Source organism: Bradyrhizobium sp. STM 3566, assembly GCF_045571445.1.
In the GTDB taxonomy this organism is placed as follows: Bacteria; Pseudomonadota; Alphaproteobacteria; order Rhizobiales; family Xanthobacteraceae; genus Bradyrhizobium; species Bradyrhizobium vignae.
The window spans coordinates 4,788,271-4,813,308 of sequence record NZ_CP120692.1 but is presented as its reverse complement, the minus strand read 5'-3'; the positions used below and the strand labels follow the sequence as shown (position 1 = coordinate 4,813,308).

General features: G+C 61.8%; 23 protein-coding genes. 15 read left to right on the top strand and 8 right to left on the bottom strand.

What is annotated here, in order from left to right:
• Window positions 1-169: 169 nt before the first annotated feature.
• Entirely contained in the window at window positions 170-1,459 is a 1,290-nt protein-coding gene (gene oxlT / locus P6U27_RS23300) for an oxalate/formate MFS antiporter (RefSeq protein WP_122404088.1), read from the bottom strand.
• A 243-nt stretch (window positions 1,460-1,702) separates the two neighbouring features.
• Window positions 1,703-1,840 carry a hypothetical protein gene (locus P6U27_RS23295; protein ID WP_164936819.1) on the bottom strand — a complete coding sequence of 46 codons (138 nt, stop codon included), beginning with the start codon at window positions 1,838-1,840 and terminating at the stop codon, window positions 1,703-1,705.
• Between the two features lie 345 nt (window positions 1,841-2,185).
• On the opposite strand from P6U27_RS23295, the gene P6U27_RS23290 reads away from it, so the two are divergent.
• Window positions 2,186-3,514 (top strand): Hsp70 family protein, encoded by a 1,329-nt coding sequence (locus tag P6U27_RS23290; protein WP_122404087.1) that lies wholly within the window; start codon window positions 2,186-2,188, stop codon window positions 3,512-3,514.
• 98 nt (window positions 3,515-3,612) lie between these two features.
• On the opposite strand, the gene P6U27_RS23285 is transcribed toward P6U27_RS23290, so the two are convergent.
• Complete coding sequence (locus tag P6U27_RS23285) at window positions 3,613-4,056, bottom strand: SRPBCC family protein (protein WP_027572003.1); 444 nt, start codon at window positions 4,054-4,056, stop codon at window positions 3,613-3,615.
• A gap of 288 nt (window positions 4,057-4,344) precedes the next feature.
• Between P6U27_RS23285 and P6U27_RS23280 the strand changes: the two genes are divergently transcribed.
• Entirely contained in the window at window positions 4,345-4,566 is a 222-nt protein-coding gene (locus P6U27_RS23280; RefSeq protein ID WP_122404086.1) for a hypothetical protein, read from the top strand.
• Window positions 4,567-4,572: 6 nt separating this feature from the next.
• Window positions 4,573-4,995 carry a hypothetical protein gene (locus P6U27_RS23275; protein ID WP_162500357.1) on the top strand — a complete coding sequence of 141 codons (423 nt, stop codon included), beginning with the start codon at window positions 4,573-4,575 and terminating at the stop codon, window positions 4,993-4,995.
• Between the two features lie 225 nt (window positions 4,996-5,220).
• Here P6U27_RS23275 and P6U27_RS23270 read toward each other — a convergent pair whose 3' ends face one another.
• Entirely contained in the window at window positions 5,221-7,119 is a 1,899-nt protein-coding gene (locus tag P6U27_RS23270; protein ID WP_122404085.1) for a PQQ-binding-like beta-propeller repeat protein, read from the bottom strand.
• Window positions 7,120-7,758: 639 nt separating this feature from the next.
• Between P6U27_RS23270 and P6U27_RS23265 the strand changes: the two genes are divergently transcribed.
• The 8 genes from P6U27_RS23265 to P6U27_RS23230 all read left to right on the top strand — a co-directional run bounded on the left by P6U27_RS23265 (window position 7,759) and on the right by P6U27_RS23230 (window position 15,593).
• Window positions 7,759-8,916: an FAD-dependent oxidoreductase gene (locus P6U27_RS23265; protein ID WP_407192704.1), complete on the top strand. Its 1,158-nt coding sequence runs from the start codon at window positions 7,759-7,761 to the stop codon at window positions 8,914-8,916.
• A 445-nt stretch (window positions 8,917-9,361) separates the two neighbouring features.
• Window positions 9,362-9,736, top strand: coding sequence for a DUF2946 domain-containing protein (locus P6U27_RS23260; RefSeq protein ID WP_122404083.1), 375 nt, complete (start codon window positions 9,362-9,364; stop codon window positions 9,734-9,736).
• 56 nt (window positions 9,737-9,792) lie between these two features.
• Window positions 9,793-10,797 carry a hypothetical protein gene (locus P6U27_RS23255; RefSeq protein WP_122404082.1) on the top strand — a complete coding sequence of 335 codons (1,005 nt, stop codon included), beginning with the start codon at window positions 9,793-9,795 and terminating at the stop codon, window positions 10,795-10,797.
• Window positions 10,798-10,799: 2 nt separating this feature from the next.
• Window positions 10,800-11,150, top strand: coding sequence for a copper resistance CopC family protein (locus tag P6U27_RS23250; protein WP_122404081.1), 351 nt, complete (start codon window positions 10,800-10,802; stop codon window positions 11,148-11,150).
• Window positions 11,151-11,189: 39 nt separating this feature from the next.
• Window positions 11,190-12,122: a copper homeostasis membrane protein CopD gene (copD, locus tag P6U27_RS23245; RefSeq protein WP_244607684.1), complete on the top strand. Its 933-nt coding sequence runs from the start codon at window positions 11,190-11,192 to the stop codon at window positions 12,120-12,122.
• A 582-nt stretch (window positions 12,123-12,704) separates the two neighbouring features.
• Window positions 12,705-13,163, top strand: a complete 459-nt coding sequence (locus P6U27_RS23240) for a nuclear transport factor 2 family protein (protein WP_129143028.1) — start codon at window positions 12,705-12,707, stop codon at window positions 13,161-13,163.
• A gap of 566 nt (window positions 13,164-13,729) precedes the next feature.
• Complete coding sequence (locus P6U27_RS23235; protein ID WP_122404078.1) at window positions 13,730-15,052, top strand: adenylate/guanylate cyclase domain-containing protein; 1,323 nt, start codon at window positions 13,730-13,732, stop codon at window positions 15,050-15,052.
• Window positions 15,053-15,137: 85 nt separating this feature from the next.
• A complete protein-coding gene (locus P6U27_RS23230; protein ID WP_122404077.1) occupies window positions 15,138-15,593 on the top strand; it encodes a cupin domain-containing protein in 456 nt (151 codons plus the stop codon).
• 247 nt (window positions 15,594-15,840) lie between these two features.
• Here P6U27_RS23230 and P6U27_RS23225 read toward each other — a convergent pair whose 3' ends face one another.
• Window positions 15,841-16,740 (bottom strand): LysR family transcriptional regulator, encoded by a 900-nt coding sequence (locus tag P6U27_RS23225; RefSeq protein WP_122404076.1) that lies wholly within the window; start codon window positions 16,738-16,740, stop codon window positions 15,841-15,843.
• Between the two features lie 211 nt (window positions 16,741-16,951).
• Between P6U27_RS23225 and P6U27_RS23220 the strand changes: the two genes are divergently transcribed.
• From P6U27_RS23220 to P6U27_RS23205, 4 genes are all read left to right on the top strand, one after another.
• Entirely contained in the window at window positions 16,952-18,160 is a 1,209-nt protein-coding gene (locus P6U27_RS23220) for an arabinose transporter (protein ID WP_407192703.1), read from the top strand.
• A complete protein-coding gene (locus P6U27_RS23215) occupies window positions 18,157-18,939 on the top strand; it encodes a carboxymuconolactone decarboxylase family protein (protein ID WP_122404074.1) in 783 nt (260 codons plus the stop codon). The genes P6U27_RS23220 and P6U27_RS23215 overlap by 4 nt, the downstream gene beginning before the upstream one ends.
• 116 nt (window positions 18,940-19,055) lie before the next feature.
• Window positions 19,056-19,451 carry a cupin domain-containing protein gene (locus P6U27_RS23210; RefSeq protein WP_197711551.1) on the top strand — a complete coding sequence of 132 codons (396 nt, stop codon included), beginning with the start codon at window positions 19,056-19,058 and terminating at the stop codon, window positions 19,449-19,451.
• A 63-nt stretch (window positions 19,452-19,514) separates the two neighbouring features.
• On the top strand, window positions 19,515-20,282 hold the full coding sequence (locus P6U27_RS23205) for a glucose 1-dehydrogenase (protein WP_122406747.1): 768 nt from the start codon (window positions 19,515-19,517) through the stop codon (window positions 20,280-20,282).
• 595 nt (window positions 20,283-20,877) lie between these two features.
• On the opposite strand, the gene frc is transcribed toward P6U27_RS23205, so the two are convergent.
• The 3 genes from frc to P6U27_RS23190 all read right to left on the bottom strand — a co-directional run bounded on the left by frc (window position 20,878) and on the right by P6U27_RS23190 (window position 24,712).
• Window positions 20,878-22,155 carry a formyl-CoA transferase gene (gene frc / locus P6U27_RS23200; RefSeq protein WP_129143031.1) on the bottom strand — a complete coding sequence of 426 codons (1,278 nt, stop codon included), beginning with the start codon at window positions 22,153-22,155 and terminating at the stop codon, window positions 20,878-20,880.
• A gap of 63 nt (window positions 22,156-22,218) precedes the next feature.
• Window positions 22,219-23,952 carry an oxalyl-CoA decarboxylase gene (gene oxc, locus P6U27_RS23195; RefSeq protein WP_122404072.1) on the bottom strand — a complete coding sequence of 578 codons (1,734 nt, stop codon included), beginning with the start codon at window positions 23,950-23,952 and terminating at the stop codon, window positions 22,219-22,221.
• A gap of 64 nt (window positions 23,953-24,016) precedes the next feature.
• Complete coding sequence (locus tag P6U27_RS23190; RefSeq protein WP_162500618.1) at window positions 24,017-24,712, bottom strand: GntR family transcriptional regulator; 696 nt, start codon at window positions 24,710-24,712, stop codon at window positions 24,017-24,019.
• Window positions 24,713-25,038: the final 326 nt, after the last annotated feature.

Sequence of the window (25,038 nt, the reverse complement as noted above, 5' to 3'; positions counted from 1 at the left end):
CGGCGCGGAGCTTGGTATACCATATCCCAGATTGCAAGCCCTATCTTGGTTCCCGTTCGACAAAATGCGCGGCTCCGCAAAGCGCAGAGGTATCCTGGGATACTGGCGCCAAACGAAAACGCCCGGCCGTGAGGCCGGGCGTCTTGCTTGGTGACTGTAGTGGAGCGGGTCAGAGGGTCGATTTCGCAACCACGACCTTGCGCCATGGTTTGAGCACCACGATCGCCAGCAGCGAGGCCAGGATGTTGGCACCGGCCGCGATGATGAAGACGTTGTCCCAATGCCCCGAGGTCTGCTGCACGTAGTTGGCGATCGGCACCAGCAATGCGGCGGTGCCCTTCGCGGTGTAGAGCAGGCCGGCATTGGTGGTCGCGAACTTGGCGCCGAACGTGTCGGTGCAGGTCGACGGGAACAGCGAGTAGATCTCACCCCAGGCGAAGAACACGAAGCCCGAGAGCAGCACGAACCAGATCGGATCGTGGCCCCAGAGGTAGAGCATCCAGATGCCGATCCCTTCCATGCCGAAGGCGATGAACATCGTGTTCTCGCGGCCGATCATGTCGGAGATCCAGCCGAAGAATGGACGCGTCAGGCCGTTGAGCACGCGGTCGATGGTCGCTGCGAACGTCACCGCGGTCATTGTCATGCCGATCAGGGTGACCGGGACGCTGTCGACCTTCCAGTCGACCGCGATCGGCTTCAGGTTCGCGGTCACCATCAACCCGCCGGCGCCGACGATCACGAACATGAAGTACATCAGCCAGAAGATCGGCTGACGCAGCACCTCGGTCGGCTGATAGTTGCGGCGAGATTGCAGCAGTGCGGCGTTCGTCACCACGTTCGGCACCTGGCCCGCTTTGGGCGCGAGCAGGAAGAAGGCGAGGATGCAGATGATGATGCCTTGCCCGAGGCCGAAATAGAGGAAGGTGGTCTGGAAACCACTGTCCTTGATCATGGCCTGAATCGGCGCGACGGTCAGCGCAGAGCCCGCACCAAAACCTGCCGCCGTGATGCCCGCGGCAAGACCGCGCTTGTCCGGAAACCACTTCAGCGCGTTGCCGACGCAGGTGCCGTAGACGCCGCCGGCGCCGATGCCCGCGATGATCATGCCGAGATAGTAGCCGTTGAGCGTCGTCGCCTGCGCGTTGATCACCCAGCCCAGAGCACAGAGCACGCCGCCGATCAGCACGACGATACGCGGGCCGTATTTGTCGACGAACCACCCTTCGACCGGCACGAGCCAGGTCTCGAACAAAACGAAAAGGGTGAATGCCCACTGGATCGATGCGCGATCCCAACCGAACGTCTTCTGGATGTCGGGGACGAAGAACGTCCAGCCGTATTGATAGTTGGCGATCATGACCATCGCGCCTACGCCGATGGCCAATTGCGCCCAGCGATAAGCATCGCTGACGCGCGCGGCGCTTGGAGCCGCCGTTGCCTGCACCATGTCCGTCATAAAGCCTCCCGTGGCGCCTCTAATTATTTTGCGAGCGCTGGGCTGGCATTCTTGTATGCATTATGCCAAGCTTCAAGCGCTGGTCCGGCCACCGTGCGCAAATGTCGCAGGAATGTCCGGCTGCGACTCTGACTCGGGACAGCACAAGTAGAAATGGCCCCGTGCTGCGGGGCCATTCATCAAAAGTCGAATGTTGACGGTGCCGAAGCCGGCGCGCTGCCTCGGCAGCGCAAAAGCACGGGCTTAGAGGCCGAAGCGGGGCAGGTCGCCGTTGTGATTCGAGATCTCGGCACTCGCCATCAGGAAGCGGTCAACCGCGGCCATGAAGCGGGCGAACAGCGAGTTGGAGGGGGCGAGAGCGACGGTAGCGGTCTTGGACATCGGAATTCCCTTTCTTGAGACAGTCAGTTGCTGTCTCCTTTCGAAAGGCAATTTATGTATACCAGATACCAATGTCCATGCATGTCATTGCATAGCAGCATGTGCTCCACCGCATCGCAACATAATGCTCCATTAAAGCGGCCATTCCGGGCTTAAGATTGCAAGCTGGACAGCCGAAACAGGGATTTCGGCCTCTGGGAGCAGGAAAACCTTGTTTCCCGTGGCTCGGAACGGCGCCCGACGAGGATGAATTCCGACCGCGCCGCAGCAAAACGGCCCTTGGCAGCGCAGGTCAAAGCGGCTAGTGGTCCGCCCCCTTTTCCAATCAAACGTTCAGAGTGCTTCATGTCGAGCGCCTCGCCCGCCGTCTCGATCGGCATCGATTTTGGGACCAGCAACACGGTCGTCGCGCTTGCGTCGGACGACCGCCGGGTTGAGGCCATTCGGTTCGACCACGGCGGACAGCGTCACAGCGTCTATGTGTCGGCCCTGTGCTTCTGGGAGGACCGGCCGGGCGCCGGTGCCCAGGCCGAAGGCGGCCCGTGGGCGATCGAGCAGTTTCTCGAAGGGCGCCACGTCTACCGCTTCCTGCAGTCGTTCAAGACGTTTGCGGCGAGTTCCAGCTTCAACACCACGCAGGTATTCCGGCAACGCTACAAGTTCGAGGACATATTGGCGGCGTTCCTGCGCACGCTGGCGCGCCATGGCGGCGAGAAGTTCGGCTTCGAGACGGCGAACATCACGGTCGGCCGTCCGGTGCGCTTTGCCGGCGGCAATCCCGACGAGGCGCTGGCGATGCAGCGCTACCGGGCCGCGTTCGAGCGCTTGGGGGCCGGCCACGCGCGCTACGTCTACGAGCCCGTGGGCGCGGCGTTCTCCTTCGCCCGCAGGCTGGAGCGCGATGCCACCGTGCTGGTTGCCGATTTCGGCGGCGGCACCAGCGATTTCTCGGTGATGCGGTTTTCCCGCGCGGGCGGCACGCTTCGCGCCGAACCGCTCGGCCATGCCGGTATCGGCATTGCCGGCGACACGTTCGATTATCGCATTGTCGACCACGTCGTCTCGCCGCGGCTCGGCAAGGGCTCGAGCTTCCGCTCGTTCGACAAGGTGCTCCCGGTCCCGAGCGGCCACTACACCAACCTCGCGCGCTGGCATCAGCTCGCGATGATGAAGAGCAACGGCGATCTGCGCGAGCTCCGCGAGCTTGCGCGCACCGCGCTGAAGCCGGATCTGCTCGAGGATTTCATCACCATCGTCGATCTCGACCTCGGCTTTGCGCTGTACCGCGCGGTGTCCGATGCCAAGGTCGCCCTGTCGGCGCAGGACGAGGTGGACTTCCGCTTCAAGGGCGGCGGCGTCGACATCGGCGCCACCATCACGCGCAAGAATTTCGAGACCTGGATTGCCGACGATATCGCCCGGTTGCGCGCCACGGTCGACAAGGTGCTGGCTGAAGCCGGCATCACCGCGCGCGAGGTGGAGAAGGTGTTCCTGACCGGTGGCACGTCCTTCGTACCTGCCGTCCGAAAACTATTCGCCGAGCGGTTCGGCAACGAGCGGCTGATGTCCGGCGACCAATTCGAATCGATCGCCTATGGGCTCGCACTGATCGGGCACAGTCCCGATCCGGAGCGATGGACGGCGGACGGCGGGCTGAAAAAGGCGGGTGCGTAGCGCACTATTGGACGAAGCACGATCCGCCGGGTCTGTTACACCTCTCCCTTCGGGACCCTTCGGGAGAGGTGTACTCGACCGCTAGGCCGTTGCGGCTGCTACTGATTGATCTCCGGCTCGACGAGCCGCGCCAGATTGCGCAGCGATTCCTGCCAGCCGAGATAGCAGGCCTCGACGGGAATGACGTCGGGCAGGCCGGACTGCGTGATCTCGACCTCGGTGCCGACCGAGACCTTCTTCAGGATCACGGTCACCTCGATCACGCCCGGCAGATTGGGATCGTCGAACTTGTCGGTATAGCGCAGGCGTTCGCCGGGCACGAGCTCGACATATTCGCCGCCGAACGAATGGCCGTTGCCCGTGGTGAAATTCCGGAACGACATCTTGAACGTGCCCCCGACCTTGGGCTCGAGATGATGCACGGTGCAGGTGAAGCCGTTCGGCGGCAGCCATTTCGCCATCGCATCGGCCTCCAGGAAGGCGCGATAGACTTTCTCCGGACTGGTTGCGAGCACGCGGTGCAGACGGACGGTATTGGGCATGGTTGTTATCCTCGGTGATTGATGGGCCCGAGTTTGGCGTCTACGGCCCATTCATGTCACGAGGACGACCGGGAAGCCGCCGATCCGACAGGGGGCTCGGATTTTTGTTCGAGCCTTGTTCGGCACCGCGATCTGGTACCCCTGCGCGGCAGAGCCGACGGGGCGTGGCGCTTGGCCGCCTTTCAGTCGGCTCTTCGGATCGAAGTGGTCTTGTCTTGAAAGTTCGTCAGGTTAGTCGGATACTGGATAGGATCCCTTGGGCCCATTATCAATCCGAGGAGGACGATCATGGCGATTCAGATCGTGATGGACCGCACCGGCGACCGCCATCACCCTTTCGACCCCAGCGACCTGCAGGAAGTGGCGAAGGCGGAGCAGCGGTTCTATGAGCTGACGAATGCCGGCTTCACCGCCGCGGTCCGGACGGGTCCCGGTCAGATCTCGCAGATCCGATCGTTCGACCCCACTGCGGATGAAACCCTCTTTTTCCCCAGATTGATCGGCGGCTAGCCGCTCATGTTCGGCTTTCGGCCGGCGGCGTCGCACGTCCGCTCCCGCATGAGAGCGGCGCGAATGCTCTTCATCAGGCACGGCGCCGAACGCACGCCAGAGGGACGGTCGCTGCTGCTCTTGCGGCGTTGGCTATCGCCTGCGCAGCAGGAGCAGTTAGCGACGAAGGGCTACTTCGAGGTTGTCGGAAGCGAGAGTGGGAAGCGGTACCGGATTTACGCCGGAACGTCGGTGAACGTCTGCGAGATTGACGAAAGAGGCCGCGTGCAGGACGGGTTGTGCTTCATGCCGATCGGCGCGCTTCCGATCGGAGATGTCATGCTCGCCCAGAAGATTGCGCTGGAAACATGCGAGGCTAACGCGCGCGCCGTGGCCAGGAGGTTCACGCCGAGCACTTTCCAGTTCAGACAAGCCCGACCGCTCGCTTGACGCCACCTCATCGCACCGCTGCACCAACTTCAACTCGGCACTCGAGAGCTGGCCCGTTCGTGGACGCACTGGCCCGTTCGTGGACGCACTCGGCGCGGGCGACGCACCGAACGAAGCATCCGGGTGCAATCGATTTCCGATGAAGCCGGCCTCAAGCCTTCAGGTCGGTGATCCTCATGATTGCGACCACGTTCCCGTCGTTGAATGCTTCAGGTGATATCGCACCTACCTCCCTTCTACCGAGAACGCGAGCAGCACGTTACCCGGCAACGTGCCGTAGTTGGTGTAGCCCGAATTGACGTAGAGCATGCCCCCAGCAATAACTGCGCCCGGACCGTCGAGCGAGCCGCCTTGGCCGGCTGCGCCATTGACAGTCGTGTAGTCCTGGACGGTGTCGACGTCCCAGATGATCTCGCCAGTCCGGGCGCTGTAGGCGCGAAGGTGGCCATCGAGCCCACCCGAGAAGACCACGCCGGGAATTGCTGTGACCGCGGCCGACTGGGCTGGACTGCAGCCGGGCTTGTCATTACAGCCCGGATGCGGTGTGCGCCAGACGACCTCGCCAGTGGCAAGCTTGAGAGCAAACAGTCCGCCGCCCTTGCGAGGATCCATCTTCAACTCGCCGCCCATGATGGTTTTCTGAGCACCCGGCGTGCCCGGCGCCGCGCGTTCGAGTCCGACATCCGATACTGACACGTAGACATTCTCGTCATCGACGGCCATTCCCCATTGCACACCGCCAAGCGCGGAGCCCTGCCCGATCCGGCGCTGCCACAGTATCGCGCCACCATGATCGGGATCGAGCGCATGCACGACGCCCGACTTCTGCCCCGCGATCAGCGCGCGCTTGCCGTCCGCGAGATCAACCAGGATAGCCGACGATCCGAAGTCGAAATCGGGGCCCTTATTGTCTGGACAGTTCGCGCGATATTGCGAGGTGCATGCGACATTGTAGGCATCGCTCTCGGTCATCTGTCGCGACCATTTGAGCTTTCCGTTCACGAGGTCGAACGCCACAAAAGCGTCAGACGTGTCCTGTGCGGGATTTGAATAGCTGTCCCCAGTGGTCGCATAGACCGTGTTCGTCTGGAGGTCGACCGTTGGCGCGGACCAGATCGCGCCGCCCGAGGGCCCGAAAAGTTGCACGCCCATCGAACTGATGCCCTGCGGTCCCGGCGGTGGCGAAACGTAGCTGCGCCATTTCACCTCTCCCGTCGCTGCGCTGAGCGCCACGATCAGCCCGCGGAAGCTGCAGCAGCCGTACCGTGGATCCGCCGCCAACGCCTCTTCGAGTGAGGAAACCGGTACATAGAGGATGCCGTCCGCAAGTGTCGGAGCACCCGTGATCATAGCCGCTTGATGGTCCTCGACCCGACGGGTCCACTTTAGCTTCCCAGTCTCGGCGTCGAGCGCATAGACGTTCCCTCGCTGGTCGCCGAAATAGGCCGTGAAACCGCGCCCGTCCTCGCCGATGGTGACGGCGCTGCGGACGCCAAAGCCTGCATCGAACACCCAGCGCTGACATCCGGTCCTGGCGTCGAGCGCATAGACCTTGCCGCCGGCGCTACCGACGAACAGCCGGCCGCCCCAGACCGTCGGCTGCGCGAAGGCTCTGACGTCACCGGGAAAAGCGAAAGCCCATTTCAGCTTGAGACGGGGGACATCGTGCGCCGCAAGCAGCGCGCTCTCGGCGGGCTGGAAGCGATGCTGGCGAATGTCGACCCCCCAACCGTTCCAGCGCGGCAGCGCGGGATCAGCGAGTTTGGGTCCTTCATCGCGGCAGCTGGAATCGGGCAGTTCGATCGCCGGTGGCGGCGCGTTGCCCTTCAAATAGCGAGTGATGGCGCCGATCTGATCCTTGCTCAGATCTCGCCCCTGCGCGCTCATTAGCCCGTAGGCGATCTGAAAGCCGATCCGCTGCTCGTTCAGCTGCCGTAGCGCATTTCTGTCGGGCGCCCGTGCCGCGCCGCCCTCATGACACGAGGCGCAGCGTTGCTCATAAAGGGCCTCGCCTGATGGACCCGCTGCCTCCTCGGCACCCGGCGATGAAATTCCGATCGTGGCGAGAAGCAGTCCGGTCGAAAGCTGCAACCAGACGAAGCGAACCGGGATCTTGGATGTCATCGTCTCTCCCCACTTACTGCGCAGACCAAGACGTAGCAGACATTCACACGCCCGCCACACAACTTCAATTTATGGGCGAATAGTCAAGCTAAGGCTACTCTCTTAACGACGACGGGCCTCCTTGCTCGTTCGATCCGACCAGTCGACCAAAGCCCGATGACGGTATCCTGCCAGCGGAGGCTTCGCTTGGCTTGACGCAGTGTTCGAGCAGCGCCGCAGTCCGCTCGGGCAACGAAGATAATTGACGGCTCAACCTCGATTAAGAATTCCTCTCGCGCGAGGCTCGGCACACCTATCCAAGTAGCACACGGTGGCCGGTCACCAAAGGTTTCCATCAGTACGTCGCCAATCGCCTTGCCCTGGTCGATATGGCTTTGCCGACCGATTCTCGGTATTTCTTTGAATTTCCTGGCTAGCCGTCGCGCTCCTCGGCCTCTTGTTCCGCTCGACCTACTGATATAACTTCACCCTCGTCGCGAAAAACGACTACCTGCTCTTAGGCCGTCGAATACAAGTCAACCGCGCGCCACGCGTGGTTCGGCCAGCGTCTCCGATAGCAACCGCCTGACGAACATCAGGCAATCGCAGCCATCAACGCGCCTACGGACGCTGCATGTCTGCGACGATAGGAGCGCAACAATGCGAAATCCAATTACAATTATTGGTGCCGGCCTTGGTGGCCTCACACTCGCCCGTGTTTTACATCTCCACGGCTTCGCAGCAACAGTCTACGAAGCTGAAGCCTCGGCGAGCGCAAGAACGCAGGGAGGTCTGCTCGATATTCATGAATACAACGGTCAGATCGCCCTCAAAGCCACAGGACTATTTGACACGTTCCTCTCTCTGGTCCGCCCTCGCGAAGATGCAAAACGTATCGTCGATAAAGACGGCAATGTCCTATTCGACAACCCCGGCAGCCACACAGGCAATCGCCCCGAAATTGACCGGGGCGATCTTCGGCAAATGCTTATTGATTCGATCCCGCCGGAAACGATTAAGTGGGGTCATAGAGTTGCGTCTATTGCAGCCCTCGGGAACGGACGGCATGAAGTCACCTTTGCCAATGGCTTGACGGTCACTTCCAACGTGCTCGTGGGTGCCGATGGCGCGTGGTCGAAGGTCCGCCCCCTTCTTTCAAAATCAACGCCAACCTACACGGGCACCTCGTTTATCGAAACATTCCTTTTCGATGGCGACACGCGCCACAAGGCAAGCGTGGATGCGATCGGCAGCGGCACGCTCATGGCCGTTGCTCCGGGCAAAGGCATCCTGGCGCACCGCTATGCAGACAGGACGCTCCACACCTATGCGGCCTTAAACAAGCCAGAAGATTGGATTAAGTCCATCGATTTTAGCAACACAAAAGCTGCCTTGGCCCATATTGCCGAGCAATTCCAAGGATGGGCTCCGCAACTGACCGCACTCATTACAGACGGCGAAACCGATCCCGTGCTTCGCCCCATCTATGCGCTCCCAGTTGGACATCGATGGGAGCGCGTGCCGAGCTTAACATTACTTGGGGATGCGGCGCATCTGATGTCCCCTTTCGCAGGCGAAGGCGCGAACCTCGCTATGTATGATGGCGCAGAACTCGCCCAAGCGCTCGTTGCCACTCCCGATGACATCGAAGCCGCGCTCGCCAGCTATGAAAACGGCCTCTTTCCCCGAAGTGCTGAAGTCGCCGACGAGACCGCCCAGAATCTCAAGCGGTTTTTCGACGATACCGCGCCTCAGAGCGTAGTCGCTCTGTTCAGCAAGCATCTCATCAGAACGGAGAGACCCTTCGCGGGTATCTAATGCGGCGCGCACCGAGAAATCGTTGCCATATGCGTCTAGCGTACCGTCACAGCACTAAAAAACCCCGGTAGAGCGATGGTTTTGCTGGCACTAGCTGGTTAGTCTGCTTCTGGCCCGAAGCGACAAATTCGGTCGGGCGTCTTGATGTCGGCAATGAGGGGTAAGCCGGACGCGGGCCTGATCGCGCAGAACCAACGCGATTGACCCCAAGCAGAAGTGTCAGGTCGGCCGCTTTTCTGGCTAACGCCAGCAGCGGTCGTGTAAATTGGGGCGTCCACAGCGAGATCAAGTGAATTGAGCGCGCAGCTCTGAAAGCGAGGTCCCATCGTTGCCGGCGCACAACACACTCGACTAAATCGTCAGCCTCTCTCCCTTCGGCGCCTCGGCATTGCCGCTTGGCTCGACGGCGGCCCTTCACTGCGATAGGTTGCCGCAGGATGGAGCGATGCGCCGACAGCTGAAGAATTTTCTACCGATAGTCCTGGTTGCCCTGTTGGTGCAGATCTTTGTACCGATCGGTGCGTGCTGGGCGGCGAGCCTTGCGGCCTCCCATCCACTTGTCGGCGCGGTCATCTGCCACGGCGGTTCGGCACAAGGGACTGGGCAGGACGATCAGACCGGCCACCGCGCCCACGATGGCGGCTGCGCCGCCTGCGGCGTGTTGCAGACCGGGGCGCCGATCGACACCCCGCAGACATCAGCCGCGATCGTGGTCGATCGCGTGACGAGCCAGGTCGCCTGGCAGGATTTCGGGCCGGGCCTGTCCGGTTCGAGAACCGCTTCTGGGGCCCAGGCACGCGCTCCGCCGTCCCTGTCGTAAAGTCGCGCGGCCACCGGCCGTGAACCCTCTACACATCAACGCCTGCGGAGATTTTCATGTTTATCCGTCATGCGCGCGCAGCCGTGCCAGGGCTCGCCATCGCGCTCGTTCCCCTTTTCGGAAGCACCGCCCACGAAATCGTCGGCAACCGCTTCTTTCCAGCGACAATCGGTATCGACGATCCCGGTGTGAACGATGAATTGTCTTTCCCAACGGTCGCGAACTTCAAGACCGGTGACGATCCGTCGTTTCGGCAGCGCGATTTCTCGGGCGAATTTTCCAAGCGGATCACCGAGGCCTTTGCGATCTCGATCGGCGCAACCCACAGCTCGCTCGCAGCGCCCGGCGGTCCGACCGGGATCGGCGCGCAGGGATTTCAAAATCTCGAAACCCTGTTCAAGTACCGGCTGTTCAAGGACCCGGCGCATGAATTCGTGGTGTCGGTCGGGCTGGGCATTGAATGGGGCGGCACGGGCGCAGCAGCCGTCGGTGCGGACCCGTTCAACACCTATACGCCGACGATCTTTTTCGGCAAAGGCCTCGGCGATCTGCCCGACACCCTGTCATGGCTGCGGCCGGTCGCGATCACCGGTCAGGTCGGCTATGCCATCCCGGGCAGAAACTCCACCACGACCTTCAGCATCGACCCCGACACCGGCAATCTCAGCGCCGACACCGAATTTCATCCGCGGGTGCTGAACTGGGGCGGCACGATCCAGTACAGCATGCCCTATCTGAAATCGTCGGTGATCGACCTCGGCCTGCCGGATTTCGTCAATCATCTGATCCCGCTGGTCGAGGCGACGCTGCAGACGCCGGTAGCGAACACATTGACGTCGGGTACCAAGACCACAGGGACCATCAACCCCGGATTCCTCTGGGTCGGAAATACCTTTCAAATCGGAGTCGAGGCGCTGATCCCGATCAACCGGCAAAGCGGGACCAATGTCGGCGTTATCGGCCAATTGCACTTCTATCTCGATGACATCGATCCCCGCGGCATCGGCAGGCCCATCTTTGGCGGGCCGGTGCAACCCGCCAGCCCGTTTGCCAGGAATTGATCATGCGACGCTCATCCTTGATCATCGCGCTATTGCTGTCGTTTGCGACCGGCAAGGCAGACGCCCACGCCTTTCTCGATCATGCCGAGCCGCGCGTCGGCAACAAAGTGGCTAGTCCGCCGCGCGAGGTGACGCTCTACTTCACCCAGAAGCTGGAGCCGGCGTTCAGTTCGGTGACGGTCACCGGTCCTTCCGGCCAGCGCGTCGATGCGGGAAGGGCGCGCGTGAACGGCAGCCAGATATCGGTCTCTCTGAAAGGCGGCGGTGTCGGGACCTACCACGTCAATTGGCATGTGCTTTCCGTCGACACCCACACGACCGATGGGAGCTTTACCTTCCAGGTCGGTCCCTAGAGCACTGTTGCGATGGATTGGTCCGCAGCAGGAGTGCCGATGATTGCGACGCGCGCCGTGCACTTCGCGGCTACAGCGATGACAGTCGGAAGCGTTATTTTCGACCGCTTCATCGCTCTGCCGGTCTTGCGGGGCCACGCCGCGGCGGCCATCTCGTTCCGGAGCCGGACGCGGCGTGGAATTTGGGTCTGTCTCGTCCTCGCGGTGGTCTCGGGCGCGATTTGGCTGTTGCTGCAGGCGGCCTCGATGAGCGGCATGCCGCTCAAAGAGGCTCTGACCGCAGACGTGCTGTCGACGGTCATTAACGAAACCCAGTTCGGCGAGGTGACGGCCATTCGCGCAGGTCTTGCGTTCTGCCTGGCAGCCTGCCTCGCCTGTGAGCGTGCGGTCACCACACAATGGCTGGGACTCGCCGCGGCGACCGGGTTCGCCGGCAGCCTTGCCTGGACCGGCCATGCCGGCTCGACCGTAGGCGTGACCGGCTATCTGCATCTGGCAGCAGATGCGCTGCATGCAGTGGCCGCGGCAGCCTGGATCGGCGGCCTGGTGTCGCTGATCACTTTCTTGGCGATCACCGAGATACGCGAAAACATGTTGCTCGCCCGCGATGCCATCGAACGGTTTTCGACGCTGGGCATTGTCAGCGTGGCCATCATCCTGCTCAGTGGCGTTGTCAACGCTGGCATTCTGGTCGGCTCGCTGCATGGGCTCGTTGCCACCGAATATGGGCGCGTGCTGACGCTCAAATTGGCGATCTTCGCAGTGATGCTCGCGTTCGCTGCGACCAACCGTTTTCGCTTGACGCCGCAGCTTGCTTCCAGCGGAAACGAACAATCCTCCATCGCGCTTCGTCAACTGATCCATAACAGTGCGATCGAGATAGCACTCGGACTGGGCATCCTCGTCATTGTTGCGGTGCTCGGAACCTTGCATCCGGCCGTTCACATGATCGACCTTACAACCTCTTGGTGACCAGCCCATCGACACCACCCTTCTCGCCGCAAAGATTTCGAAGTCCGTTCGTTTTTTTCGTCGGAAGCGCGTCATCGGCAAGAATTCCGCTCCTGGCCCGTGGCTGACCTCCCCATTTGGGCCCGCACGGTCCGCTTAAGGGCTAAGTGGAAAGCCGTCGTGGAGCCACCGAGGGCAACCTTTGACCCACACCGGTCATTAGCCCGATCCCTCTGAGGATCTCCCGCGCAAAGGCGGGACGGTCTACCGGTTGGCTGTTGTGGAGGCCGTTAGAGAGCACCGTTCGGTGCCACGGTAAGGTGAGCCCGGGACATACATTGGGTCATGAGCAGCGGTCGGGCTCATGAAATGTGAACGCGTACATTTCCGAGCGATTGGGCCGATCGCGTGCTATAGTTCTTCCTGGCTGCCACTCTGAGGAGCGGTGCCGATCCCTCAGAGTGTCCCGCCGCCGATCTCTACGACAAAGCGCTTGCGCTTCAAGGCGCGCTCGCGAAGGAGGTTTACGTCGCGATCAGATATGAAAAGGAGGCAGACATGAGGCCAATCATAACCACGACGATCCTGGCGCTGACTGTCGCGATGGCACCCGTCAGCAGGGCGCAGCAGGCCGACAATCAGACGAAGCAGGCGATAGAAGCCATGGTCATGAAATGGACGCAGGCGGTCAATCAGGGAGACGACAAGACCGCGTCATCGTTCTTCACGTCCGATGCTTTTGGCATCGACGTCTACGGCAGAACTTCCGGCGCCCAGATGGGCGAGTTGACCAAGAAAGTGCACGAGATGGGCATCGACTTGACCAACAAAGTCGACGACGTCCGTTCCCTAGCCTCAGGGCAGGCACTCCTGGCCAGCGGCACATTTACCGTAAGCTACAGCAACAATCCGAATTTGAAGCCGGGCGACACCATCACCGGCAATTGGATGCGGGTCCTAGTCAAAGAAGGTTCGGACTGGAAGATCGCGGCCCAAAGCCTCACCCGGCAAGCTCCGCCGGCGCCATCGGCAACGGTCGGTTCGAGCTCCACAAACAAGTAACCGGCAAATCTGCCGCAGAATAGATCGCCGACGGAGTGTTGTCGACGCTCGATCTTGCGCCGATATCATGGAAGCCACTCGACGCAATCGGAAGGCTTCCATGTCGCGAGGTTCATCGTTCCGCGGACTCCTCGGCCGATCTTGGAGCGCAGTAACTCGCGTCACGGCAGAGGTCGTCGAGCTTCGCCCGCAGCGCGCAGCAAGAGCTCCTGCTACTCGACCTCCGCCCACCCCGCCTGGCCACGGTAACAACGGAGATGATGGTCTTCCCGGCTTTCCGGGTCGAGATGGTCAACCGGGCTTTCACCTGCGGATGTCTGCTTCTGGCCCGAAGCGACAAATTCGGTCGGGCGTCTTGATGTCGGCAATGAGGGGTAAGCCGGACGCGGGCCTGATCGCGCAGAACCAACGCGATTGACCCAAGGGCGACTTCGTGCTGCCCCTCGAAAGAGGCTTGAAGCGCAGTCGCGGCGCGTTACGCTTGGTTTAGGCGATGCCAAATCCATGAGCCGGACCGGTCATTTCGTGATAAGAAAGGCAGTGAAGATCTTTGCGTGGGCTCGACAATGAGTGATTTCGATTTGCCCCTGACGCGCTATGCGATGAGTGGCGATGTAAGCATCGCATACCAAACCATGGGCGATGGACCGATCGATCTCATCATCGTTCCCGGCATGGTCTCGCATGTCGAGTTCATGCATGAATCGCCGGGGTATACAGCGTCCCTGCGTCGCCTGTCAGGTTTCGCCCGTGTCGTAACATTCGACAAGCGAGGGCAGGGATTGTCCGACAGGGTACCAGGCGCACCTTCGCTCGAACAGCGAATGGATGATGTTCGGGCCATCATGGATGACATCGGCTCGAAACGGGCGGCGCTCTTGGGTATTTCCGAGGGTTCAGCCATGAGTATCATGTTCGCCGCGACGTACCCTGATCGCGTCTCTCACCTAGTTTTGTATTCCGGGTTCGCAAGCTCTCCTGCCCAAAGGATGGACAATTACGAAGAGATAGTGTCCGAGCGCGCCAAGGCTTGGGGGACCGGCATGCTGATCAAGCTCATCAATCCAAGCCGTGCACGCGACCCAAACGCGGTGAGCCAGTTTGCCAAGTTTGAAAGGCTATCTGCGAGTCCAGGGGCATATAGGTCGCTGGCGTTAATGAACGCATCGATTGATGTCAGGCCCATACTGTCAGCGGTACGAGTTCCTACGTTGGTGCTTCACCGACGAACGGACACTTTGATTCCAGTCGAAACAGGTCAGGATCTCGCAAAGCAAATTCCTGGTGCCAAATACATTGAATACCCTGACGGCGATCACATGATGACGTTTGGTGACGTCGAAACTTTGTTGGGAGATGTCGAGGAGTTCATCACCGGACACCGCGAAATTCCATCAACCGATATTGAGCGTGTTTTAGCCACGGTTCTTTTCACGGATATCGTGGAGTCCACACGTCGCGCCGCCGATATGGGTGACCAAAGATGGACCCACTTACTGGATATGCACGATCAGCTGGCAAAAGACTTGGTCGAAAAGCACCGCGGCACGCTGATCAAAACGACCGGCGATGGCATTCTCGCGACATTTGATGGACCTGGTCGTGCTGTTAGGTGTGCGCTTGCGCTTAGGACCGCTTCTAGAGAAATCGGCTTGCCGCTGCGTGAGGGTCTGCACACCGGTGAAATCGAAATAAGGGAGCGCGATATTGGCGGTATTGCTGTGCATGTGGCAGCTCGTATCATGGCGCAATCCGGAGCTGACGAGATCCTTGTCTCGAGGGTCGTGACCGATCTTGTGGCTGGCGCGGGCTTGAAATTCTTTGATCGCGGATCGCATCAGCTTAAAGGCATTCCGGGACGATGGGATCTTTTTGCGGCGAGCGTGTAGATCCGGCTATGCCCGCTATTCGTGGGTGGTGGCGTAGGAGTTTCTAATGGTGCCATGATCTACCTTCACAACGGGAGGAACTCAGATGAGGGAACTCTTGGTAATAGCAGGTTTAGTCGCATTCTCACTGCCGGCGACGGCACAAGACACGCCGATGCGGGTCACGCCAGAGGCAATTACGTGGGCTGAGAACCCGGCCTTCCCAAAGGGCGTCCAGACAGCAACTCTCGTGGGCGACCCGACGAAAGCAGGGGATGTGGTCGTCTTACGGATCAAGTTTCCCCCAAACTTTCAAATGCCGCCGCACACTCACCCCTATTCCGAAGTTGTCACTATCATTAGCGGCAACGTGGGGACTAGCCACGGTGAAAAATTTGAGAAGAAAGGCGAGCCGTTAAAGCCGGGCTCGTTGTGGGTGTATCCGGCTAAACACGCTCACTACGCTTGGACCGGAAATGAGGAGGGGATTCTCCAAGTTCAATTCGTTGGTCCTGGAGGCATCGACTACATCAACCCAGCGGACGATCCGCGCAAGAAGTAATTGCAGACGCAGCGTCTGGTGCGACTCGGCGCTTCTGATAGAGGATGCGCAAACAGCGGGCTCACGTCGGTGAGTGGCCCGTGGCTGATCCTAACTCGCAGCGCTGCGAAGTCTGCTTCCTGATAGTCACGCGAACGGGCCCACTCAAGCTCGTCACGGCCGTTTTTGACCCATAGCCGACTCGGTCGCTGGCGCGCGACCGCTTCCGCTCACTGGCGCAACGACAGCTTAAGCAGCTAAGCAACAGCTACTTCTCTCGATACCGGAGCGCTTCAACCAACAGTGAGAAGGCTGGGGATGGCTGCCGCCGGCTGGGATAGTAGAGGTGGTAACCCGAGAACGGCGGACACCAATCCGCCAAGACCCGAACAAGCCGACCTTCCAATATGTAACGCTGGACATGGCCTTCCGTTAGGTATGCGAGACCAAAGCCTTTGAGCGCGCCGTCTAGGAGAAGGCCGGCGCTGTTGAATATAAGCTGTCCATCGACCCGGACGTTGAGCTCCCGCCCGTTCTTCTCGAACTCCCAAACGTAGAGGCTGCCGCCGTGTGTCGGCAGGCGGAGGTTGAGACAGTTGTGCTGAGTCAGATCTTGCGGCGTCTTCGGCCTCTTGCGATCGGCGAAGTAGGAGGGCGAGCCGACGACTGCCATCCGGAGATCGGGGCTGACGCGCACTGCGACCATGTCCCTGGCGACGAGTTCCCCAGGGCGGATGCCCGCATCCACCTGCTGCGCAACGATGTTGGTGAGGCCGTAGTCGACGATCACTTCGACGTTGATGTCGGGGTATTTAGGCAGAAGCTTCCGTAGAGCCGGCAGCAGGATCTCTGCGGCTGCGTACTCAGTGGCCGTTAGTCGGACCGTTCCGGCGGGCTTCTCGCGGAGCTTGCTCAGTTCCGCGAGATCGGCATCCATGTCGGTAAACTTAGGGCCGACGCTGAGGAATAGCCGTTCCCCAGCTTGTGTCGGTGTGACGCTGCGCGTCGTCCGGTTCAGCAATCGAACCCCGAGCCGCTCCTCCAGAGACCGGATGATCTGGCTTAGGGCGGACTGCGTCATGCCTAGCTTAGCCGCGGCCCGCGTGAAGTTACGTTCCCGGGCGACGGCTAGGAACGCGATGAGATCGCTGGCATCGTCCCGGTTCATTCATAAGCCTGTCTAATTACCTCATTCAAAATCTATCACCTAATCAGGCTTGAGGAATAGGACTACGTTTAGTCGGCAGTCGGCGAAGAGCCGCCCAAGGCAAGGATCCCATGGCGGAAGGAAGCAAGGACGAGATCGTCATGATGACGGAAGCAACCAGCGTGGCGGGTGAAGCGATCGCGTCTACCCCGACCGGCCAGGAGCTCTAGCTATGTCGGTCACTGTCATGCAGGCGCCTGCTTCGGCGCCCAGTGTCACAGCGACTTTGGCGCCCATCATGGGCGTGGTGTTCGTCGGCTTCCTCATCATCGGCGTGGCAATGCCGGTGCTTCCTCTTCATGTGCACGACGGGCTAGGCTTCGGCCCCTTCGTGGTGGGTCTGGTCGCCGGTAGCCAGTTCGCCGCATCGTTGATCTCCCGACCGTGGGCGGGGCATTTCTCCGATGCTCGTGGCGCCAAGCGCGGGATCATCGCAGGCCTGCTGGCGGCGGCCGCCGCAGGACTGCTCTATCTGCTGTCGTTCGGCTTCAGCGGATCCCCGTTGATTTCGGTCGTGATCCTTCTCGCGGGGCGCGCGCTGCTCGGCGGAGCGGAAAGCTTCATTATCACCGCGGCGCTGAGCTGGGGGCTCGCGCTCTCCCATTCGAGCAACACCGGTAAGGTGATCGCGTGGGTGGGATCGGCCATGTTCGCGGCCTTCGCGATCGGCGCGCCGGCTGGCTCCGCTGTGTATGCGGCTTACGGATTCGCCGCGATTTCGCTCGCGACCACGTTGGCTCCGCTCGTCGCGCTGCCTCTCGTCGCTCTCCTGCCCGCGGTCGCACCTGGGAAGCACGCGCGGGCGTCTTTCGTCGAAGTGATTGGAGCCGTCTGGGTGCCGGGCCTGGGCTCGGCGCTCGGCTCCGTTGGCTTCGGCGCCGTGACAACCTTCGTCGCCCTGCTGTTCGCGGCAAGGGGATGGGCCAACGGGTGGGCAGCCTACACCGCCTACGCGGTGGCCTTCATCCTGGCGAGGGTGTTCTTCAGCCATCTGGCCGATAGGATCGGCGGAGCGAAAGTCGCGCTGGTCTGCGCCGCCATCGAAGCGGTCGGCCAGGCGCTGATCTGGCTTGCCATCCGTCCGGAGATGGCGCTCGTCGGCGCGGCGCTCACCGGTTTCGGCTTCTCGTTGGTCTATCCCGGATTCGGCGTCGAAGCAGTCCGCCGCGTGCCGGCAGAGAGCCGGGGTCTCGCCATGGGCGCCTACACCGCGTTCCTCGATCTCGCCCAGGGTCTGACCAGTCCCGCGCTCGGCCTGATCGCTGCAGGGTCCAGGCTGAACGCTCTGTTTCTGGTCAGTTCGGTCACCGTGCTGTGCGCTTCGCTCGTCGCCTGGTGGCTGATCGCGAACCCATCGACCCTGGAAGGATCCCCGCAATGAGAACGCTTGCAGCCACTTTGATCTCACTCTGCCTGTTCGCCGGCGCGGCCGCCGCGCAGCAGGCACCCAAGGAAGGAGCAACCGCCATGCCCAAGTCCGAAGACGTCCGCGCAGTTGCACCGGCCCTCGAAAGCTATGCGCAGAAATTCGTCGTCGACGACCTCTGGAAGCGCCCGGGCCTGTCCCGCCGCGACCGCGGCATCGTGACGGTGGCCGCGCTGATCGCCCGCGACCAGACCGTTGAATTGCCGCACTACCTGGCGCTCGCGCTCGATAACGGCGTGAAGCCGTCCGAGATATCGGAGATCATCACGCACCTGGCGTTCTACACCGGCTGGGCGAACGCGATGGATGCGATCCCCGCGGTGCGGGAGGTCTTCGAGAGCCGCAACATCGGGGCCGACCAGCTCCCGCCGGCGACGGGGCCACAGCTTCCGCTCGACGAGGCGGCGGAGAAACAGCGGGCGACGCGGGTCGGAGAGCAATTCGGGCAGATCACGCCGAGCCTCGTCCAGTACACGACGGACGCGTTGTTCCGCGATCTCTGGCTGAGACCGGCGCTCGCTCCCCGGGACCGCAGCCTCATCACAGTGAGCGCCCTGATCGCTACCGGTCAGGTCGCGCAGATCACCTACCATCTGAACCGCGCGATGGACAACGGGCTGACGCGGGACGAGGCCGGTGAGGTGCTCGGGCACTTGGCGTTTTACGCCGGCTGGCCCAACGCGTTTTCCGCTGCGCCCGTGATCAAAGACGTCATCGAAAAGCGCGCGAACTGAGTAGGCACCCAATGATCTCGCGCCGAACATTGTTAGTCGCGGGCGCCGCCGCATCGGTGAAAGCCACAGGGGCGTCAGCGCTCGCGACTGAGCCGCACAAGGGGAATGGAATGGACATCGACATCAAAAGAAACGGCTCCCGTCCTTCCCAGAAAGGATCGGGCGATTGGTTTACCGGGAACGTGCGCGTAGATCCGCTGTTTCAGGCGCCGGACCCCGGCCGCGTGAGCGCCGGACAGGTCACCTTCGAACCTGGCGCCCGCACGGCCTGGCACACTCATCCTCTCGGACAGACGCTGATCGTGACTGCTGGGTTGGGCTGGGTGCAACGCGAGGGCGGGTCGGTCGAAGAAGTCCGTCCAGGGGACGTGGTGTGGTTTCCGCCTGGACTGAAGCATTGGCACGGCGCATCGCGGACGACGGCGATGACTCACATTGCGATACAGGAGTCCGTCGGAGGCAGGAACGTCGACTGGATGGAGAAGGTCAGCGACGAGCAGTATCGCAAGTGATCGGACCGATCGCGCCTGTAACGCCGCCCACCGCATAGCTTTGACTTTGGGAGAGGAGCAATGATGAACCCCCGGTACGATTTCAACGGCCAGGTCGCGCTGATTACAGGCGCTGCCAAGGGCATGGGGCTGACGACCGCGCGTATGTTCGCCGAGAGCGGGGCTTCAGTCGTGCTTTGCGATTTGGACGGCGACTTGGCCGCGCAAGCGGCGGACCAGATCGTTCGCGGCGGAGGCTCGGCGCTCGGATTGAGGTGCGATGTATCAGACGAAGCACAGGTCGCGGCGGCCGTTGACCGGACAGTTGGCGAATACGGACGGCTCGATATGGCGTTCAACAACGCCGGGATACAGGTGCCGCCGTCCGACGCCGCTGACGAGCCAATCGAACAGTTCGATCGGGTGGTCGCCGTCAACCAGCGCGGTGTCTGGAGCTGTATGAAGCACGAGCTTCGGGTCATGCGCGAACAGGGCTCTGGTGCTATCGTGAATTGCTCCTCGCTCGGAGGCCTCGTCGGCTTGCCTCAGCGGGCCGCCTATCACGGGACCAAACATGCCGTGCTCGGCATGACCAAGAGCGCCGGCGTGGAGTATGCGCCACGCGGAATCCGGATCAATGCCGTATGTCCGGGGACAATCGATACTCCGATGGTTGCGGACATGCTGCAAGGTCAGTCGGACGCAATGGCAGAGATCATGAAGCAGCAGTCGATCGGACGGCTCGGTCACCCGGAGGAGGTCGCCGCGGCGGTGCTCTGGCTGTGCAGCCCGGCCGCCAGTTTCGTCATCGGCATCGGCCTGCCGGTAGACGGCGGGTTCACTGCTCACTGATCGCCCGGGAGCGAGTTATGGCTTGGTTCCCGTCCGCAGAATCTTCGGTTGCCTGGCCTTGGCGTTGAGCTTGCAATTCGTAAGGAGCCCGGTGTGCTGGTACTGTACGCAGTATCCGAGAAAGACAACCCCACGAACGTCAAGGTCTTTGAGATATATCGGAACAGTTGCCGCAGTGATTTGGGACGCCCCCGGTCAGGAGAAGCAGCTTGGCATCGCGGGCCCAGCGCTGCTGGCAAGTTCGAATAGGAACATTCATTGCTGCGTCGCATGAGTCCGGTTGTGGCCCGCCGCCGATTTGGCGCGAATGACTGCGCCTTCCGGTGTGTGGGGTGAACCGGACCAATTGCTCGTCAAGGTTCCCTTGCGAGCCTGGCATCCGTATCTCTGGATGTTGGCATCATACCCCTGTTTTGCCCGACGGGTCAAAGGGAGTTTCGTAAAATCAGAAAACCCTTTTTGGCCCAAGTGGTTGGCTACTGTGCATGGGGTTGTTTTTCGATTTTTTGAGTTGCTGCCCGCGATGGCAGGCGTTCTCATGCAAAAAGGGCCGCCTCGATAGGCGGCCCTTTGTCTCGCGTCGAAGAAGCGTCGCTTACTCAGCGGCCTGCTTCTGCGGCGGGTCGAGCGCGCCGGACTTGTGGATGTCGGCGACCTGATGATCGCTGAAGCCGAGCACCGAGCGCAGGATCTCGTCCGTGTGCTCGCCGAGCAGCGGCGAGCGGGTGACTTCGGCCGGGCTATCCGACAGCTTGATCGGGTTGCCGACCGAAATGTACTTGCCGCGGGTGGGGTGGTCGACCTCGACGACGGTGCCGGTCGCGCGCAGCGACTGGTCTTCGGCGATCTCCTTCATCGACAGGATCGGGCCACAGGGGATGTCGTCCTTGTTGAGGATCTCCATCGCCTCGAACTTGGTCTTGGTCATCGTCCACTGCTCGATGCGGGCGAAGATCTCGTTGAGCCGCGGCAGGCGCGCCGCCGGCTTGGCGTAGTTCGGATCGGTCTTCCAGGTCGGCTCGCCGATGACGTCGCAGATCTTCTCCCAGACCGGGGCCTGGGTGATGAAGTAGATGTAGGCGTTGGGATCGGTCTCCCAGCCCTTGCACTTCAGGATGCGGCCGGGCTGGCCGCCGCCGGAATCGTTGCCGGCGCGCGGCACGGCATCGCCGAACGGCACGCCTTCGCCGAACTGGCTGTACTCCTTGAGCGGACCATGGGCGAGGCGCTGCTGGTCGCGCAGCTTGACGCGGCAGAGGTTGAGCACGCCGTCCTGCATCGCGGCGGTGACGCGCTGGCCCTTGCCCGAATGCGTGCGCTGATAGAGCGCGGTGACGATGCCGAGCGCCAGGTGCAGGCCGGTGCCGCTATCGCCGATCTGCGCGCCGGTGACGAGCGGCAGGCCGTCGCGGAAACCGGTCGTGGAGGCGGCGCCGCCGGTGCACTGCGCGACGTTCTCATAGACCTTGCAGTCTTCGTATGGGCCAGGACCAAAGCCCTTGATCGAGGCGACGATCATCTTCGGGTTGATCTGCTGGATCTTCTCCCAGGGGAAGCCCATGCGGTCGAGCACGCCGGGGCCGAAATTCTCCACCAGCACGTCGCACTTCTTGATCAGCTCGGTGAGGACTTCCTTGCCCTTGGGGTTCTTGGTGTCGAGCGTGATCGAGCGCTTGTTGTGGTTGAGCATGGTGAAATACAGGCTGTCCACGTTCGGGATGTCCTGCAGTTGGCCTCGGGTGATGTCGCCCACGCCCGGGCGTTCCACCTTGATCACGTCGGCGCCGAACCAGGCCAGCAGCTGCGTGCAGGTCGGTCCGGACTGGACGTGGGTAAAATCGAGAATGCGAACGCCCGTGAGCGCTTTGGTCATCGTGTTGCTCCGTACTCTGTCTGCCCCTGCTAACCACAGGGAGTAAGGGTTGAAGGGGTGGACTTACTTTTTCTTCTGCAGAACGCTCTGCGGATTGAGGTTGCCGATGCGGCCGCTCTCCGAGCCCGCGGCCGGATCGATCACGGCGTTGATGAGCGTCGGCTTGCCGGACTTCATGGCTTCGTTGACGGCGCGCTTCAGTTCATCCGGCGAGGTGGCATTCACGCCGACGCCGCCGAAGGCTTCCATCATCTTGTCGTAGCGCGCGCCCTTCACGAACACGGTGGTCGCCGGATCGGAATTGGCGCCGTTGACATCGGTGCCGCGATAGATGCCGTCATTGTTGAAGATCACGACGCAGATCGGCAGGTTGTAGCGGCAGATCGTCTCGACCTCCATGCCGGAGAAGCCGAACGCCGAGTCGCCTTCCACCGCCAGCACGGGGTTGCCGGTCTCGAGCGCGGCCGCGATCGCCTGGCCCATGCCGATGCCCATCACGCCCCAGGTGCCGACGTCGAGGCGCTTGCGCGGGCGGTACATGTCGATGACGCCGCGAGCGAGGTCGAGCGTGTTGGCGCCTTCATTGACGAGGATCGCCTCGGGATACTCCTTGATGACGTTCTTCAAGACGCCGAGCGCGCCGTGATAGTCCATCGGCGACTTGTTGTTCATGAGCTTCGGCGCCATCTTGGCGACGTTCTCTTCGCGCTTGGTCGAGACGGCCTTGGTCCAGTCGGCGGGCGGTGCAGTCCAGCTCGAGCCCATCGCCTGGTTGAAGGCGGAGACCACTGAGCCGATGTCGCCGACGACGGGCGCGACGATCTCGACGTTGGAGTCCATTTCTTTCGGCTCGATGTCGACCTGGATGAACTTCTTCGGCGCTTCGCCCCAGCTCTTGCCCTTGCCGTGCGAGAGCAGCCAGTTCAGCCGCGCGCCGATCAGCATGACGACGTCGGACTCCTTCAGCACGGTCGAGCGGGCCGCGCCGGCGCACTGCGGATGGGTGTCGGGCAGGAGGCCCTTGGCCATGCTCATCGGGAGGAACGGCATGCCGCTCTTCTCGACGAAGTTCTTGATCTCCTCATCGGCCTGCGCGTAGGCCGCGCCCTTGCCGAGAATGATGAGCGGACGCTTGGCGCTCTTGAGCACGTCGAGCGCGCGCTTCACCGAAGCGGGCGAGGGGATCTGCGCGGGCGCCGCGTCGATCACCTTGACCAGCGACTTCCGGCCGGCCTCGGCGTTCATCACTTGCCCGAACAGCTTTGCCGGCAGGTCCAGATAGACGCCGCCCGGACGGCCCGAGACCGCAGCGCGAATGGCGCGGGCGAAACCGATGCCGATGTCCTGGGCGTGCAGCACGCGATAGGCCGCCTTGCACAGGGGCTTTGCAATCGCGAGCTGGTCCATCTCTTCGTAGTCGCCCTGCTGGAGGTCGACGATCTCGCGCTCGGAGGAGCCCGAAACCAGGATCATCGGGTAGCAGTTGGTGGTGGCGTGGGCGAGCGCAGTGAGACCATTGAGGAAGCCGGGCGCCGACACCGTGAGGCAAACGCCGGGCTTCTTGGTGAGATAGCCGGCGATGCCTGCGGCGTAGCCGGCGTTCTGCTCGTGGCGGAAGGAGATCACGCGAATACCGGCGGCCTGCGCCATGCGGCCCAAATCCGTGATCGGGATGCCCGGCACATTATAAATGGTGTTGATGCCGTTCAGCTTGAGCGCGTCGATGACGAGATGGAAGCCATCCGTCAGTTCCTGCTCGGTGCCCGGTGCTTCGGACTTGGTCGCGGTATTCAGCATGGGCCTTGTCTCCCTGGTCTCAAGGTCGTTGGGGCGAATTGTTCGCCCTTCTGGTGAACGTTGCTTAAGTGAAGAGTTCCTGGCCGTGCGCTTCGACGTAAGCGGCAAGACCGAGGGTGTGATCGCGGGCGCGCTTCTCGGCGAGCTCGGTATCGCGCGCTTCCAAGGCTTCGATGATGCCGAGATGCTCGGGCAGCGAGGTCGCGGTGCGGTCCTTGCGCCCGATCGTCAGTTGCCGGTAGCCGCGCACGTGCAGCAACAGGTCGTTGGTGAGGTCGACCAGCACGGGGGATTCCGACAGCGAGATCAGCGCCTGGTGGAAGGCGATGTTGGCCTTGGAGTATTCCTCGACATGATCCTCGGGCAGGCGGTCCTTGCCGAAATCCTTGAAGAAGTCGCGCAGCGCCGAGATGTCCTTCTTGCGTGCGGTGGTGGTGATGAGGCGGGCGGCCATGCTCTCCAGCGCCGCCCAGGCGCGGATCATGTCGACGATCTCGCTCTTGGTCCTGCGCACCACCATGATGCCGCGGCGCGGCACCGTCTTCACGAAGCCGTCCTGCTCGAGCATCGCGATGGCTTCGCGGATCGGCGTGCGGCTGACGCCGAGGCGTTCGGACAGCGCGCGCTCGTCGAGCATCACCGGCTCGGGCGTCGAGTAGATGTCCATCTTGAGGATGGCTTCCTTCAAGGCGTCATACGCCTTGTTCTTGAAGCTGCTCTCCGGCGCAATACGAACGATTGCGATGTCTGCCTCGGCCATGTTCGGCAATGCCTTGGTTGGTTTCCGTAGTGACACGACGAATCTCCTCCAGTGGGAGTCGTCTTTTACAGGAATATTGACGGGAAAGTTTTTGGCATACCACATGCCAGAATGTCAAGCTGCCTATTTTTGCGGCGTTCTTAGATGCGTGGCGGCTTGACAAGTTGGCTTCTGGCATACCAAATGCCATCGCCAGCCATTTTTGATCCAAGCCGGCGGAGTAGTCTTGGGCTTTATGCCACTCCGTTCCGTCGCATGGAACAGAGCGCGGCGAATGGCAAGCATCACAGGCAGCCGCAAACCACGCGCGCGCTTTGCAAAGAACG

Bases quoted from the DNA above. Each gene is read 5' to 3' on its own strand.
- oxc (WP_122404072.1), bottom strand. From the start codon at position 23,952: ATGCTGAATACCGCGACCAAGTCCGAAGCACCGGGCACCGAGCAGGAA.
- P6U27_RS23250 (WP_122404081.1), top strand. From the start codon at position 10,800: ATGCGACGCTCATCCTTGATCATCGCGCTATTGCTGTCGTTTGCGACC.
- P6U27_RS23230 (WP_122404077.1), top strand. From the start codon at position 15,138: ATGAGGGAACTCTTGGTAATAGCAGGTTTAGTCGCATTCTCACTGCCG.
- P6U27_RS23215 (WP_122404074.1), top strand. From the start codon at position 18,157: ATGAGAACGCTTGCAGCCACTTTGATCTCACTCTGCCTGTTCGCCGGC.
- P6U27_RS23275 (WP_162500357.1), top strand. From the start codon at position 4,573: ATGTTCGGCTTTCGGCCGGCGGCGTCGCACGTCCGCTCCCGCATGAGA.
- P6U27_RS23270 (WP_122404085.1), bottom strand. From the start codon at position 7,119: ATGACATCCAAGATCCCGGTTCGCTTCGTCTGGTTGCAGCTTTCGACC.
- P6U27_RS23240 (WP_129143028.1), top strand. From the start codon at position 12,705: ATGGCACCCGTCAGCAGGGCGCAGCAGGCCGACAATCAGACGAAGCAG.
- P6U27_RS23220 (WP_407192703.1), top strand. From the start codon at position 16,952: ATGTCGGTCACTGTCATGCAGGCGCCTGCTTCGGCGCCCAGTGTCACA.
- P6U27_RS23290 (WP_122404087.1), top strand. From the start codon at position 2,186: ATGTCGAGCGCCTCGCCCGCCGTCTCGATCGGCATCGATTTTGGGACC.
- P6U27_RS23255 (WP_122404082.1), top strand. From the start codon at position 9,793: ATGTTTATCCGTCATGCGCGCGCAGCCGTGCCAGGGCTCGCCATCGCG.
- P6U27_RS23265 (WP_407192704.1), top strand. From the start codon at position 7,759: ATGCGAAATCCAATTACAATTATTGGTGCCGGCCTTGGTGGCCTCACA.
- P6U27_RS23190 (WP_162500618.1), bottom strand. From the start codon at position 24,712: ATGGCCGAGGCAGACATCGCAATCGTTCGTATTGCGCCGGAGAGCAGC.
- P6U27_RS23225 (WP_122404076.1), bottom strand. From the start codon at position 16,740: ATGAACCGGGACGATGCCAGCGATCTCATCGCGTTCCTAGCCGTCGCC.
- P6U27_RS23260 (WP_122404083.1), top strand. From the start codon at position 9,362: ATGCGCCGACAGCTGAAGAATTTTCTACCGATAGTCCTGGTTGCCCTG.
- frc (WP_129143031.1), bottom strand. From the start codon at position 22,155: ATGACCAAAGCGCTCACGGGCGTTCGCATTCTCGATTTTACCCACGTC.
- P6U27_RS23295 (WP_164936819.1), bottom strand. From the start codon at position 1,840: ATGTCCAAGACCGCTACCGTCGCTCTCGCCCCCTCCAACTCGCTGTTC.
- oxlT (WP_122404088.1), bottom strand. From the start codon at position 1,459: ATGACGGACATGGTGCAGGCAACGGCGGCTCCAAGCGCCGCGCGCGTC.
- P6U27_RS23235 (WP_122404078.1), top strand. From the start codon at position 13,730: ATGAGTGATTTCGATTTGCCCCTGACGCGCTATGCGATGAGTGGCGAT.
- P6U27_RS23280 (WP_122404086.1), top strand. From the start codon at position 4,345: ATGGCGATTCAGATCGTGATGGACCGCACCGGCGACCGCCATCACCCT.
- P6U27_RS23285 (WP_027572003.1), bottom strand. From the start codon at position 4,056: ATGCCCAATACCGTCCGTCTGCACCGCGTGCTCGCAACCAGTCCGGAG.
- copD (WP_244607684.1), top strand. From the start codon at position 11,190: ATGATTGCGACGCGCGCCGTGCACTTCGCGGCTACAGCGATGACAGTC.
- P6U27_RS23205 (WP_122406747.1), top strand. From the start codon at position 19,515: ATGAACCCCCGGTACGATTTCAACGGCCAGGTCGCGCTGATTACAGGC.